We start from the raw sequence: 13,462 nt of genomic DNA on the forward strand, positions 1-13,462 counted from the left end.
CGTGATTCAGGGGGATTTCACTCTGTTTTCCATCATCTTTTTTCAGTTCATATGGTAAGATAATAGTACTTTAAATACATAAGGAGGATCACTCTCATGTTCCTCAAACGTTTAGACGTGATAGGATTCAAATCTTTCGCACAGCGGGTGACTGTAGACTTTGTCAAAGGGGTTACAGCTGTTGTTGGACCAAACGGAAGCGGCAAAAGTAATATTACTGATGCGATCCGCTGGGTACTTGGAGAGCAATCAGCAAAAAGCCTCCGCGGAGGAAAAATGGAAGACATCATTTTTGCAGGAAGTGACTCAAGAAAACGAGTCAACTTAGCAGAAGTGACATTAACGCTCGATAACGAAGATCACTTTTTGCCGATCGATTTTCACGAAGTCAGTGTGACAAGAAGAGTCTATCGTTCTGGAGAAAGTGAATTTCTCATTAACAATCAATCTGTCCGCTTAAAGGATATTATTGATCTTTTCATGGATTCAGGTCTTGGAAAAGAAGCTTTTTCGATCATCAGCCAAGGTAAGGTAGAAGAGATTCTATCGAGTAAAGCTGAAGAAAGACGTAGCATCTTTGAAGAAGCAGCGGGTGTCCTGAAATATAAAACAAGAAAGAAAAAAGCCGAGAATAAACTGTTTGAAACGCAGGACAACTTAAACCGGGTAGAAGATATTCTGCATGAACTAGAAGATCAAGTAGAACCACTAAGAATGCAGGCGTCTATTGCAAAAGACTATCTGCAAAAGAAAGAAGAACTTGAAAATGTAGAAATTGCTCTCACCGTCCATGATATTGAAGCACTACACAAAAAATGGACAACACTTGGTGAAGCTGTCGAGCGGTTCAAACAAGATGAAATGAAGCAGTCTACAGACATTCAAGCGAAGGAAGCCAAAATCGAAGAATCGAGAGACCGTATTCAGGCACTTGACGATTCGATTCATGACCTCCAAGAAGTCCTCCTTTTCACAAGTGAAGAACTAGAAAAGCTTGAAGGGAAAAAAGAAGTTCTAAAAGAACGGAAAAAAAATGCGGCCGCTAACCAAGGGCAGCTAGAAGACACGCTCGTGCGTTTAACCGAAAAACAGGCGTTGTTAACGGAAAAGATTGAACAGCAGAAAGTCACACGTGACAGCCTGCAAACAGAAGTGCAACAGCTAAAAGATGAAGTGAAAACAAAACAACATCAGCTGTCTCTTCATAGTGAAGATGTGGAAGGGCAAATTGAACAGCTGAAAAGCGATTATTTTGACCTATTAAACGAGCAAGCTTCTATCCGAAACGAACGTACATTACTAGAAGAACAGCAGCGCCAAGCAGCCTTGCAGCTAGAGCGGTTAACGCAAAATAATCAGAAACATATCGAAGAACGGGTGTCTGTGAAGGAAAAGAAAACAGAAGCCGAGAAGCAACTTTCAGAACGAGAAGAAGACATTTTGGCTCAGGTGAAACGCTTTAGAGAAGCGGAACAAAAGCTAGAGCAGATGAAACGTCAATACGAGAAAAAAGAAACGGCTCTTTACCAAGCCTATCAATATGTACAGCAGGCAAAATCTAAAAAAGAAATGCTTGAATCCATGCAGGAAGACTTCTCAGGATTTTTCCAAGGAGTGAAAGAGGTTTTAAAGGCAAAGGATCGGTTAGGCGGTATTCACGGGGCGATTGCAGAGCTGATTCAAACAGAGCAGCAACATGAAACAGCGATTGAAATTGCACTTGGCGCAGCCACGCAGCATGTCGTTACTGAAAATGAAGCGGCTGCCAGACAGGCCATTGGATACTTAAAGCAGCATTCCTTTGGGCGTGCGACCTTCCTGCCGATGAACGTCATCAAAGAACGAACCATTCAGTTCAGAGATATTCAAACAGCTGAGCAGCATGACGCATTTATCGGCGTAGCGAGTCAGCTCGTTTCCTTTGATGAAAAGTATGAAAAAGTCATTCGGAATTTGCTTGGAACAGTCCTAATCGTGAAAGACTTAAAAGGTGCCAATGAGCTAGCGAAAATGCTTGGACATCGTTATCGTATCGTAACCCTTGATGGGGACGTGGTGAACCCAGGCGGTTCAATGACTGGGGGCGGCGTAAAGAAAAAGAACAATTCCCTCCTCTCCAGAAACCGAGAGATTGAAACATTAACAAAGCAGCTCGTTGAAATGGAAGAAAAAACAACGATCCTTGAAAAAGAAACAAAAGAAACGAAGCAATCGATTGCCGAAAGCGAAGTCCAATTAACTGAACTGCGTCAGCGCGGCGAAATGCTTCGAGAAAAGCAGCAAGAGTTAAAAGGGACATTATATGAACTGCAAGTAGCTGAAAAAAATATTAACGCTCATCTAGAGCTCTATGATCAAGAAAAAGAAGAGTTGCAGCAGCGCTCTAGCGAACTTGCGAGCAAGGACAAAGAGCAGGCAGCCCTTGAAACATCTATAGGTGAGAAACTAACCTCTCTTGACGAAGAGATCAACACGTTAACAAAACGGAAGCAGACCCAAAGCTCAACGAAAGAAACCATTTCTTCCGAATTAACAGAGCTGAAAATCTCGCTTGCCAAAAAAGAGCAGTCTTTAGCAAATGAACAAGAAAAACTGTCGAGCTTAACGGCTGAATTAGAAGAGGCTGAAAAGACGCTGACGGAAACAAAAGAAGATTTGTCTCTCTTAACAAGTGAAATGTCATCCAGCTCAAGCGGCGCCGAACAACTGGAAGAAGCGGCAAAAGAGAAACTGGAACATAAAAACAAAACGACAGCGCTTATCTCAGAGCGACGCAAACAGCGCCTGGCTCTTTCTGAAACATTAGAATTCGCAGAACGTGAACTAAAAGAGCAAAAACGCCTGTATAAACAGCTCACGACAAGCTTAAAAGATGAAGAAATCAAGCTTGGCCGCATGGAAGTTGAACTTGATAACCTCATCGCTTATTTAAACGAAGAGTATGCCCTTTCGTTTGAAGGAGCAAAAGAAATGTATCATCTGACGCTATCGCCGGATGAAGCAAGAAAACGCGTGAAATTGATCAAACTAGCCATTGAAGAGCTTGGAACAGTGAACTTAGGCAGCATTGACGAGTATGAACGTGTGAATGAACGTTTTCTCTTCTTAACTGAACAGCGCAATGATCTGACAGAAGCGAAAAATACGTTATTCCAAGTCATTGAAGAAATGGATCAGGAGATGACGAAACGTTTCTCTGAGACATTCTCTCAAATCCGCGGGCATTTTGAATCTGTTTTCCAAGCATTATTTGGCGGAGGAAGAGCAGACCTTAAGCTCACAGATCCAAACGATTTACTAAACTCAGGTGTCGATATTGTGGCGCAGCCGCCGGGGAAAAAGCTGCAAAATCTAAGCCTGCTTTCAGGCGGAGAAAGAGCATTAACAGCCATTGCTTTATTATTCTCGATCTTAAAAGTGAGACCAGTTCCATTCTGTGTGCTAGATGAGGTAGAAGCAGCGCTTGATGAAGCAAATGTGTTCCGCTTTGCCCAGTATTTAAAGAAATATAGCCAAGAAACACAGTTTATTGTTATTACACACCGAAAAGGAACCATGGAAGAAGCAGATGTTCTGTACGGTGTCACGATGCAGGAGTCAGGTGTCTCAAAACTGGTATCTGTCAAACTAGAGGAAACGAAAGAGCTTGTCCAGTAATTAAAGGAGGTTTTTGAACCAATGAGCTTTTTTAAGAAATTAAAAGAAAAATTTACGCAGCAAACCGATTCAGTATCAGAAAAGTTTAAAGATGGACTTGAAAAAACGAGAAATTCGTTTCAGGGAAAAGTAAATGAACTCATTTCTCGCTATCGTAAAGTGGATGAAGACTTTTTTGAAGAACTAGAAGAAGTGTTAATCGGTGCTGATGTTGGTTTCACGACTGTGATGGAACTGATTGATGAGCTGAAAAAAGAAGTGAAATTAAGAAACATTCAAGACCCAAGTGAAGTACAAGCAGTCATCTCTGAAAAACTCGTGGAGATTTACAATAGCGGTGAGGAACAAATCTCTGAACTGAACATTGAAGACGGCCGTTTAAATATTATTTTATTCGTAGGCGTGAACGGTGTCGGTAAAACCACAACCATTGGTAAGCTGGCAAACAAGCTAAAAAATGAAGGGAAATCCGTCATTTTAGCAGCAGGTGATACGTTCCGTGCGGGGGCGATTGAGCAGCTTGAAGTATGGGGCGAGCGCTCTGGTGTTCCTGTCGTTAAACAAACAGCAGGCTCTGACCCGGCAGCGGTCATCTATGATGCCGTTCAATCAGCTAAAGCCAAAAAAGCAGATGTCTTGATCTGTGATACAGCAGGCAGACTGCAAAACAAAGTCAACTTGATGAAAGAGCTAGAGAAGGTCAAGAGAGTCATTGAACGCGAAGTGCCCGATGCACCGCACGAAGTACTGCTTGCCCTTGATGCGACAACGGGTCAAAATGCGATGGCGCAAGCGAAGGAATTTTCTAAAGCGACAAACGTGACAGGTATCGCTTTAACAAAGCTTGACGGTACTGCAAAAGGCGGGATTGTTCTTGCCATTCGCAATGAGCTCAACATCCCTGTAAAACTTGTCGGATTAGGTGAAAAAGTAGACGATCTGCAAGAGTTCGATGCTGAATCGTATGTGTACGGATTATTCTCAGACATCATTGATCAAGAAGACTAATCAAGATGCCGACAAAACTGCCGGCATTCAGCGTGTAGACAAACCCTTGCATTCTTTGTCAGTCCTGCGTGCTGGTGCTCACGAATGTGACATTCGCTCCGCGCCAGTACTCGTCCTTCCTAGACTTCAAAGGTTTTCTATCACGCTGAAAAGAAGACAAAGTGCTAAAATCAAGTTCATTTTAGCCCTTTGTCAACAATCTGGGGATGCCGGCAAAATTGCCGGCATTTTTATTTATATATCGCCGCAGGAAGTGACAAGATAAAAACTTGACACATAGATCAGAACCGTGTAAACTTAGTTGTTGTAAAGGGAATGAACTTAACAAAGGGGAGAGAGCCCATGACGCTTGAAAAGACAACGAGAATGAACTACTTGTTTGATTTCTATCAATCGTTGTTGACCGCAAAACAAAAGAGCTACATGTCGCTTTACTACCTAGACGATTTTTCCCTCGGTGAAATTGCGGATGAATATGAAGTATCAAGACAGGCTGTTTATGATAATATTAAACGGACTGAAGCGATGCTTGAACAATATGAAGAAAAGCTGCTCTTGTTTAAGAAATTTAAAGAGCGTAAAGAACTTCTCACAAAAATGAGAGAGCTTGTAGCAGATTCCGCGCAAAAGGAAGAAGCAGAAGCTTTAATTGAATCGCTTGAGAAATTAGATTAGGAGGCGGCACAGTATGGCATTTGAAGGATTAGCCGACCGACTGCAGCAGACGATTTCAAAAATCCGCGGCAAAGGAAAAGTGTCAGAGCAAGATGTAAAAGAAATGATGCGCGAGGTACGCCTTGCCCTTCTTGAAGCTGACGTCAATTTTAAAGTAGTCAAAGACTTTGTGAAAAAAGTAAGCGAGCGGGCAGTTGGACAAGAGGTCATGCAAAGTCTTACCCCAGGACAACAGGTCATTAAAGTTGTAAAAGAAGAACTCACTGAATTAATGGGCGGGGAAGAGAGTAAAATCGCTGTAGCGAAAAAATCTCCAACTGTCATTATGATGGTTGGTCTTCAAGGGGCAGGTAAAACGACCACAACTGGAAAGCTTGCCAACTTACTTCGCAAAAAACATAATCGCAAGCCGATGATGGTGGCCGCTGATATTTACAGACCAGCAGCGATCCAGCAGCTTCAAACGCTTGGGAAACAGCTTGATATGCCCGTATTCTCATTAGGTGATCAAGTTAGTCCTGTCGAAATTGCCAAACAGGCAATTGAAAAAGCGAAAGAAGAACATCATGATTATGTCATTTTAGATACAGCAGGACGTCTTCATATTGATGAAGACTTAATGGATGAACTTCAGAAAGTAAAAGAAGTCGCAAATCCAGAAGAGATTTTCCTCGTTGTTGACTCGATGACTGGTCAAGATGCTGTCAATGTCGCAAAAAGCTTTAATGAACAGCTTGGTTTAACAGGTGTCATTCTGACAAAACTAGACGGTGATACGCGAGGCGGGGCAGCACTTTCAATTCGTGCAGTCACAAATACGCCGATTAAATTCGCCGCACTAGGTGAAAAGCTTGATGCAATTGAACCATTCCATCCAGAGCGGATGGCATCAAGAATTCTTGGCATGGGAGATGTGCTCACGCTTATTGAAAAAGCACAAGCAAACGTTGACCAAGATAAAGCGAAAGAGCTTGAACAAAAAATGCGGACAATGAGCTTCACGCTCGATGATTTCCTCGAGCAACTTGGGCAGGTTCGCAACATGGGTCCACTTGATGAACTGATCCAAATGATGCCGGGAGCCGGTAAAATGAAAGGGCTCAAAAACGTCCAAGTAGACGAAAAGCAGCTCAATCACATCGAAGCGATCATTAAATCAATGACGACCGAAGAAAAAGAACAGCCAGAGGTCATCAATGCAAGCCGAAGAAAACGGATTGCAAAAGGAAGCGGAACATCTGTACAGGAAGTCAATCGCCTTTTAAAACAATTTGACGAAATGAAAAAGATGATGAAGCAAATGACCAACATGTCCAAAGGAAAGAAAAAAGGCGGCTTTAAATTACCATTTATGTAATTGGTTATACATGATAAAACCGTTGTTAAGAAAAAACACTTTACAAACCCTTTTATCATTGTTAATATACTATCTTGTTGAAATATTTTCGGAGGTGCTAGTAAAATGGCAGTAAAAATTCGTTTAAAACGTATGGGAGCAAAAAAATCTCCTTTCTATCGTATTGTTGTAGCAGATTCTCGTTCACCACGTGACGGTCGTTTCATCGAAACAGTTGGAACTTACAACCCAGTGGTATCACCAGCTGAGGTGAAAATCAACGAAGAATTAGCGCTTAAATGGCTTCAAAATGGTGCGAAACCATCTGATACAGTTCGTAACCTTTTCTCAAGCCAAGGAATTCTTGAAAAATTTCATAATGCGAAAAACAGCAAATAATGAATGAGCTGTCCTTGGAAGAATTGATTGTGTCCATCGTCGAGCCACTTGTTGATTTCCCTGAAGATATTCACGTATCTTCATTAGAAAAAGATGAGCAGGTCATTTACACACTGTCTGTCAATGCTGAAGATACCGGAAAAGTGATCGGAAAGCAGGGACGTACAGCTAAAGCGATACGAACAGTCATGTTTGCAGCAAGTGCAGAGTCTTCTAAGAAAGTTCAACTTGAGATTGCTGACTAAAAAGGGAGAGGGCTTAGGACCTCCCCTTTTTTTACACGTTTAAATCTATTTTTCGTTATACTGTAGAGGACAAATGCCTTCGGATAGGGGGACAAAAAGGAAGATGCAGATCATTCAACATGTCACCGTCATGCAAGTATTAACTGAAAGCAGTAAGGACAAACTGTTAACGACTTTTTTGGAGAAAAAAGAAAGACTAGAACGTGAATGCAATCAACTATATTTTCAACTAAAAAAGCATGAAAAAGAACCACATCAGCAAGAAGCCATCCCTCAATTTCAAAAAGCCATTGAAAAAAGACAAGAGAAAATGAGGCAAATTGATTTTCAAGTCGAGCAGCTGCATATCTTGCCTCTTGGCAGTGAAATGAAAGAAACAGAAGTGGATGCGCTGATTGAAGTAAAAATAGGTGATAAATGGGATGACAAAATGCAAGACAATGTCATCGTCGTGAAAGACGGCACCATTGTGGAAATACGTCAGGGGTGATTGAGAACATGGAGCTAGAATGGTTGAATGTCGGAAAGATCGTCAATACACATGGAGTGCGCGGAGAAGTACGTGTTGTGTCAAAGACTGATTTCCCAGAAGAACGCTACAAAAAAGGCAGCGTCCTTTATATTTTCAAACAAAATCAAAAAGAACCGCTAAAAGTGACTGTCGCATCACATAGACAGCACAAACAATTTGATTTACTGACATTTGAAGAAGTCGGCTCGTTAAATGAAGCTGAGCAATTAAAAGAGTCGATTTTAAAAGTAGAAAAAGAACATCTTGGTTCATTAGATGAAGGGGAATTCTATTTCCACGAAATCATCGGCTGTGAAGTATACGATGAAGAGGACAAACTGATTGGTCAAATCAAAGAAATTTTAACGCCAGGGGCAAATGATGTATGGGTGGTTGGAAGAAAAGGCAAAAAAGATGCCCTCATCCCTTATATTCCATCTGTCGTCAAAACAGTTGATATTTCATCCAAGAAAGTACACATTGAAGTGATGGAAGGACTCATTGACGAATGAAAATTGACTTTTTAACACTGTTTCCTGAAATGTTCGAAGGAGTGCTTCACTCATCGATCTTAAAAAAAGCTCAGGAAAAAGATGCGGTCTCATTTGATGTCGTGAATTTTAGGGAGTATTCCGATCATAAACATAAAACAGTGGATGACTATCCGTATGGCGGCGGTGCTGGCATGGTTCTGAAAGCACAGCCTGTATTTGATGCGGTAGAAGATTTAACGAAAAAAGCAAACAAGAAGCCCCGCATTATTCTTGTTTGTCCTCAAGGAGAAAGATATACACAAAAGAAAGCAGAAGAGCTTGCAAAAGAAGAGCATCTTATGTTCATTTGCGGCCACTATGAAGGCTACGATGAGCGCATCAGGGAGCATCTTGTCACAGATGAAATTTCAATCGGAGATTTCGTTCTCACAGGCGGAGAGCTGCCGGCGATGATGATTGCAGACAGTGTGGTCAGGCTTTTGCCTCATGTGCTTGGAAAAGAAGCGTCTCATATCGAAGATTCATTTAGTACAGGTCTGCTTGAGCATCCGCACTATACAAGACCAGCTGATTATAAAGGATTGAAAGTACCAGATGTGCTTCTCTCTGGAAATCATGCCAAAATTGAAGAGTGGCGGCGTAAAGAATCGTTGAAGCGAACCTATACAAGACGGCCAGATTTGATCGATTCTTGCAAAACATTAACGGATGAAGAAAAAAGATGGCTTTGGCAGCTTCATAATGACTAGATTGTATTGCACAAGGTATACAGGTGTGGTATGATACTACTTGTGACTTGGACGGCTTGCCGATTCAAGTTTGAAAACGATGTTCCGCTGCAATGAAGAAAGAGGACATGAGCATCTGTTGGAAGGAGTTGAAAACGATGCAACAATTGATTGAAGAAATCACAAAAGAACAATTACGCACTGATCTTCCTGCGTTCCGTCCTGGTGACACTTTACGTGTACACGTGAAAGTTGTCGAGGGTACTCGTGAGCGTATCCAGATCTTTGAAGGTGTTGTAATTAAGCGTCGTGGTGGTGGAATCAGCGAAACTTTCACAGTTCGTAAGATCTCTTACGGTGTAGGCGTTGAGCGTACATTCCCTGTACACACACCAAAAATCGCTAAGATCGAAGTTGTACGTCACGGTAAGGTACGTCGTGCGAAACTTTACTACCTACGTGAACTTCGCGGTAAAGCGGCTCGTATCAAAGAAATCAGACGATAATGATATCAAAGGAAAGAGCTTGTTACCTGTAACAGGCTCTTTTTTTGTACAATGTATAGAGAGACAACCGTTAGAAGAGAGAAGGTGCACATATGACAATTCAATGGTTTCCAGGCCATATGGCAAAAGCAAGACGGGAAGTCACAGAAAAATTAAAGCTCATCGACATCGTATTTGAATTAACCGATGCAAGGATTCCGATGTCCTCTAGAAACCCAATGATTGAAGAAATCCTCCAAAACAAACCGAAAATTATGCTTTTGAACAAAGCAGATAAAGCAGATCCTCGTATGACAAAAGAGTGGCAGGCACACTTTGAAGCGCAAGGTGTACGGTCGCTTGCCATTAATTCTGTCGATGGACAAGGGTTAAATCAAATCATTACGACATCAAAAGAAATCTTAAAAGAAAAGTTCGATCGAATGAAAGCAAAAGGTGTTAAGCCGCGTGCCATTCGAGCTTTGATTATCGGAATTCCCAATGTCGGCAAATCAACGCTGATCAATCGGTTGGCAAAGAAAAATATTGCGAAAACAGGAGATCGACCTGGTATTACGACGTCACAGCAATGGGTGAAGGTAGGAAAAGAACTTGAACTGCTCGATACCCCCGGAATTCTCTGGCCGAAATTTGAAGATGAACAAGTAGGTCTTAGGCTGGCCGTCACCGGAGCGATTAAAGACTCAATCATCAACTTGCAGGATGTCGCCGTTTATGCGCTACGCTTTTTAGAAGAGCACTATCCAGAGCGATTAAAAAAACGCTATGATCTAGCAGAAATACCTGAAGATACAGTTGAGCTGTTTGATGCCATTGGCACAAAACGCGGCTGTCTGATGAGTGGAGGATTCATTAATTACGACAAAACGACCGAAATCATCATTCGGGATATTCGAACGGAAAAATTTGGTCCCCTCACTTTTGAGAAGCCTGAAAGCTAAAAGACACGCAGCTCATGCGGGTCTTTATTTTTTGCGAAAAACTGCCGATATAAAGAAGGAGGCTGCGGAAAAGCCAATGTACACGGTCAAACAAATAAAAGCATTAATAGAACAACATGCTGACGACGAGTCATACATTCGTGAACTATTGAAAGACGATACAAGAAAAAGTGTCCAGAAGCTGATGGACAAATGGAACAAAGAGAGAGAAAAGCAGCAAGAACTACATGCAGCATGGAAGCAAATGCTGCAATTTGAAACCAAAGCAAGAGCGCAAGGATACACTTATATTGCGGGCATAGATGAAGCAGGAAGAGGACCACTCGCTGGTCCAGTTGTTGCGGCAGCTGTGATATTAAAAGAAGATACCATCCTACTCGGTTTAAATGATTCAAAACAGCTATCTGAGAAAAAAAGAATGACCTATTATGAGCTCATTCAAAAGGAAGCACTCGATATCGGCATCGGCATTGTTGATGCGGCAACGATTGACGAAATCAATATATACGAAGCATCAAGACTGGCGATGGTGAGGGCTGTAAAGCAGCTCACTCACACACCTGATTATCTACTCATAGATGCGATGACGCTCCCGCTTCCTACTCAACAGGAGAATATCATCAAAGGAGATGCTAAAAGCGCATCCATCGCAGCTGGTGCATGTATTGCCAAAGTGACAAGGGACCAAATGATGGAAGAGTATGGACGCCAGTACCCTGAGTATCAATTTGAAAAACATAAAGGGTATGGAACGAAAGAGCACCTTGCTGCCATTCAAACACATGGCGCCACACCTATCCACCGGTTATCATTTGCACCAGTGAAATCTGTTATTTCATAAATATTTTGACACAAGGAGGCTGCCTGTGATGACAAGAGTTGAAGATATACATACTGCACTGAATAGTCGGCTGAATACGGCAGAATCTGTTCCGCTTAACACGGAAGGAAAGGAAAATATTCACCGGCTCATACTTGGCAAAGTACTAAAAATGCTTGGTGATGATACAGCGCTTGTTCAAATAGGCGCTACCAAAATAAAAGCGCAGCTAGCGGCTCAGCTCAAAGCCGATTCTTTCTACTGGTTCCAGTTAGAACAAGAAGGTGGAGACAGTCTGAGTAAATTAAGACCTGTTCAGCAATTTGACCAAGATCCAAAAACATTAAAAGATGCCGCAGCTAAACTACTAGAAGGTCTGTCGCTTAAAAATGGACTTGAACAAATGTTAACAGCTACAGCCTTTTTAAAAGAAAAACCGGTCATCAACGAAGCAGAGTTAAAAACGGCAGTAAAATGGATTGAACAACTTCAAGGCGCGGATATCAAAAAAGGTCTGCAAGCACTTCTTTTTGCTTTAAAGAAAGATTTGCCGATTCAACAAGGAGTGCTCCAATCAATATTAGCGATGAAATCCCCCTCTGCACTTCATCAGGATGTGACAGCACTGCTAGATCGATTAACACAGCTTCCGAAGCAATCAGAAGCCACACAGGCTCTTACACAGGCCGTTCGTACGGTTGTAAATGCTGAGACAACTGTTCATGCAGAAAAGCTCTTATCGGTGCTTCTAGGAGCAAAAGAAGGTCAAACGAAGCAAGGAGAAAGCTTGCAGCTGGTGCAGCCTCATGTCAATCCGGCTCAGCAAACAAAGCAGAGCCAGCCCGCCGCTATACAAGGGCGACAGGCGGATACAGTGAATCAGAACAGCGTGCAGCAATTATTAAGTCCAAAACAGCTCCCGCTTCAGCAAATAGAACGCATTCTGACAAGCATCACAAAGCAAGGCACAGACGGACAGCAGCTTGATGTAAAACAACTCACATCACTGGTTCAAGCAGTCCAGCAGGCAGGGCCACAGGCTGACGCAAAGGCAGCCGTGCTTCAAAGGGAATTTCCGTTTCTTTCAAAAACAGAGGCGAACGCATTGGCAAAGGTCATTCAGCAGACTGAACCAGCATTAAGCAATAAAACCGATGTACTCGATTTACTGATGACGATGAAAAAAGCGATAGGTGTACGAGATGAAATTGGGATGCTGAAATTACTGGAAAAGGGCAGCCAAGATGTCAAAAGCCAAGAGCTTCACCAATTAAAGATGGTTTTAAATGATGCAAGGCAAGCTGATGTTCCCGAGCCCGTAAAAAAAGAAGTGGATCAATTATTCCATAGATTAAATGGGCAGTTACTAGTGCATCAGGAAAACCAAACAGTTAGTCAAATGATGGTTTCTTACCCGCTTTTCTCAAAACATAGTGTTCAAGATTTAACCTTTATTCTAAAAGGGCATAAGAAAAAAGATGGCTCTATCGATATTTCTCAGTGCCGTTTAATGTTTTATTTAAACATGGAAAACTTAGAAGAAACGTTAATAGACTGTACGATTCAGCAAAAAGTGATGTCAATTACAGTCGAGACGGCTCACGAACTGCAAGGGACCATTAATCCAATGATTCCAGCTGTTCGAGAGAATTTAAATGCCCTAGGGTATAGTTTGACGGGGATTACAGCGAAAAAGAGAGAAGAGCCAATTGATCCGTCTGACTTTCTAGATGAACACTTTCATAAAATCAGCGAGAAAGGGCTGGACTTACGAGTATGAAAGATTCAAAACCGCTTAGAAGAGCGGTCGCTCTACACTATGATGAAGAAAAACAAAAAGCGCCAAAAGTCGTTGCAACAGGCAGCGGCTATGTGGCTGATCATATTATTGAAGAAGCTCAAAAAGCTGGCGTCCCTATCCAAGAAGACCGTAATTTAGTAGAACTGATGCGCCACTTAACGCTCGATGAGGAAATCCCAGAAGCGTTATACGATACTGTAGCAGAAATATTTTCATTTATCTATCGGTTGGATCAAAAAATGAAAAAATAAGGTAAAATAAGTGTTTTGACTGAAAAATTTATATTTTTAATAAAATAAAAGTTTGAATGTTTAGAAGGATTTTACGATTTTACATAGAAC

Annotated in this window: 14 protein-coding genes; all 14 read left to right on the forward strand. The window is 41.9% G+C overall.

The features are described from left to right. Window positions 1–96 precede the first annotated feature (96 nt). The 14 genes from smc (at window position 97) to BA79_RS02715 (ending at window position 13,372) form a co-directional block, all read left to right on the forward strand. A complete protein-coding gene (gene smc, locus BA79_RS02650) occupies window positions 97–3,657 on the forward strand; it encodes a chromosome segregation protein SMC (RefSeq protein WP_035700731.1) in 3,561 nt (1,186 codons plus the stop codon). Between the two features lie 21 nt (window positions 3,658–3,678). Then, entirely contained in the window at window positions 3,679–4,665 is a 987-nt protein-coding gene (gene ftsY / locus BA79_RS02655; protein ID WP_007499644.1) for a signal recognition particle-docking protein FtsY, read from the forward strand. A 342-nt stretch (window positions 4,666–5,007) separates the two neighbouring features. After that, a complete protein-coding gene (locus tag BA79_RS02660; RefSeq protein ID WP_008344844.1) occupies window positions 5,008–5,340 on the forward strand; it encodes a putative DNA-binding protein in 333 nt (110 codons plus the stop codon). Window positions 5,341–5,353: 13 nt separating this feature from the next. Then, window positions 5,354–6,697 carry a signal recognition particle protein gene (gene ffh, locus BA79_RS02665; protein ID WP_007499640.1) on the forward strand — a complete coding sequence of 448 codons (1,344 nt, stop codon included), beginning with the start codon at window positions 5,354–5,356 and terminating at the stop codon, window positions 6,695–6,697. Between the two features lie 105 nt (window positions 6,698–6,802). Next, entirely contained in the window at window positions 6,803–7,075 is a 273-nt protein-coding gene (gene rpsP, locus BA79_RS02670) for a 30S ribosomal protein S16 (RefSeq protein ID WP_008344841.1), read from the forward strand. Beyond that, window positions 7,075–7,320 (forward strand): KH domain-containing protein, encoded by a 246-nt coding sequence (locus tag BA79_RS02675; protein WP_012009937.1) that lies wholly within the window; start codon window positions 7,075–7,077, stop codon window positions 7,318–7,320. The genes rpsP and BA79_RS02675 overlap by 1 nt, the downstream gene beginning before the upstream one ends. Window positions 7,321–7,423: 103 nt before the next feature. Continuing rightward, window positions 7,424–7,810 (forward strand): YlqD family protein, encoded by a 387-nt coding sequence (locus tag BA79_RS02680; protein WP_008344839.1) that lies wholly within the window; start codon window positions 7,424–7,426, stop codon window positions 7,808–7,810. Between the two features lie 8 nt (window positions 7,811–7,818). Beyond that, on the forward strand, window positions 7,819–8,343 hold the full coding sequence (rimM, locus tag BA79_RS02685) for a ribosome maturation factor RimM (protein ID WP_007499637.1): 525 nt from the start codon (window positions 7,819–7,821) through the stop codon (window positions 8,341–8,343). Next, window positions 8,340–9,074, forward strand: coding sequence for a tRNA (guanosine(37)-N1)-methyltransferase TrmD (gene trmD, locus BA79_RS02690; protein WP_007499635.1), 735 nt, complete (start codon window positions 8,340–8,342; stop codon window positions 9,072–9,074). The genes rimM and trmD overlap by 4 nt, the downstream gene beginning before the upstream one ends. A gap of 137 nt (window positions 9,075–9,211) precedes the next feature. Then, on the forward strand, window positions 9,212–9,559 hold the full coding sequence (rplS, locus tag BA79_RS02695) for a 50S ribosomal protein L19 (protein ID WP_008344834.1): 348 nt from the start codon (window positions 9,212–9,214) through the stop codon (window positions 9,557–9,559). Window positions 9,560–9,651: 92 nt separating this feature from the next. After that, window positions 9,652–10,500 (forward strand): ribosome biogenesis GTPase YlqF, encoded by an 849-nt coding sequence (gene ylqF, locus BA79_RS02700; protein WP_007499632.1) that lies wholly within the window; start codon window positions 9,652–9,654, stop codon window positions 10,498–10,500. A 76-nt stretch (window positions 10,501–10,576) separates the two neighbouring features. Beyond that, on the forward strand, window positions 10,577–11,341 hold the full coding sequence (locus BA79_RS02705) for a ribonuclease HII (RefSeq protein ID WP_035700734.1): 765 nt from the start codon (window positions 10,577–10,579) through the stop codon (window positions 11,339–11,341). 28 nt (window positions 11,342–11,369) lie between these two features. After that, the gene (locus BA79_RS02710; protein WP_035700737.1) at window positions 11,370–13,100 is read left to right on the forward strand and encodes a hypothetical protein; all 1,731 of its coding nucleotides are present in this window, start codon (window positions 11,370–11,372) and stop codon (window positions 13,098–13,100) included. Then, window positions 13,097–13,372, forward strand: a complete 276-nt coding sequence (locus BA79_RS02715; RefSeq protein ID WP_008344827.1) for a FlhB-like flagellar biosynthesis protein — start codon at window positions 13,097–13,099, stop codon at window positions 13,370–13,372. Before BA79_RS02710 ends, BA79_RS02715 begins: the two co-directional genes overlap by 4 nt. Window positions 13,373–13,462: the final 90 nt, after the last annotated feature.

Source organism: Bacillus altitudinis 41KF2b (assembly GCF_000691145.1).
Taxonomy (GTDB): domain Bacteria; phylum Bacillota; class Bacilli; order Bacillales; family Bacillaceae; genus Bacillus; species Bacillus altitudinis.

Coding starts and splice junctions, on each gene's coding strand:
- smc (WP_035700731.1), top strand. CDS start 97: ATGTTCCTCAAACGTTTAGACGTGATAGGATTCAAATCTTTCGCACAG.
- ftsY (WP_007499644.1), top strand. CDS start 3,679: ATGAGCTTTTTTAAGAAATTAAAAGAAAAATTTACGCAGCAAACCGAT.
- BA79_RS02660 (WP_008344844.1), top strand. CDS start 5,008: ATGACGCTTGAAAAGACAACGAGAATGAACTACTTGTTTGATTTCTAT.
- ffh (WP_007499640.1), top strand. CDS start 5,354: ATGGCATTTGAAGGATTAGCCGACCGACTGCAGCAGACGATTTCAAAA.
- rpsP (WP_008344841.1), top strand. CDS start 6,803: ATGGCAGTAAAAATTCGTTTAAAACGTATGGGAGCAAAAAAATCTCCT.
- BA79_RS02675 (WP_012009937.1), top strand. CDS start 7,075: ATGAATGAGCTGTCCTTGGAAGAATTGATTGTGTCCATCGTCGAGCCA.
- BA79_RS02680 (WP_008344839.1), top strand. CDS start 7,424: ATGCAGATCATTCAACATGTCACCGTCATGCAAGTATTAACTGAAAGC.
- rimM (WP_007499637.1), top strand. CDS start 7,819: ATGGAGCTAGAATGGTTGAATGTCGGAAAGATCGTCAATACACATGGA.
- trmD (WP_007499635.1), top strand. CDS start 8,340: ATGAAAATTGACTTTTTAACACTGTTTCCTGAAATGTTCGAAGGAGTG.
- rplS (WP_008344834.1), top strand. CDS start 9,212: ATGCAACAATTGATTGAAGAAATCACAAAAGAACAATTACGCACTGAT.
- ylqF (WP_007499632.1), top strand. CDS start 9,652: ATGACAATTCAATGGTTTCCAGGCCATATGGCAAAAGCAAGACGGGAA.
- BA79_RS02705 (WP_035700734.1), top strand. CDS start 10,577: ATGTACACGGTCAAACAAATAAAAGCATTAATAGAACAACATGCTGAC.
- BA79_RS02710 (WP_035700737.1), top strand. CDS start 11,370: ATGACAAGAGTTGAAGATATACATACTGCACTGAATAGTCGGCTGAAT.
- BA79_RS02715 (WP_008344827.1), top strand. CDS start 13,097: ATGAAAGATTCAAAACCGCTTAGAAGAGCGGTCGCTCTACACTATGAT.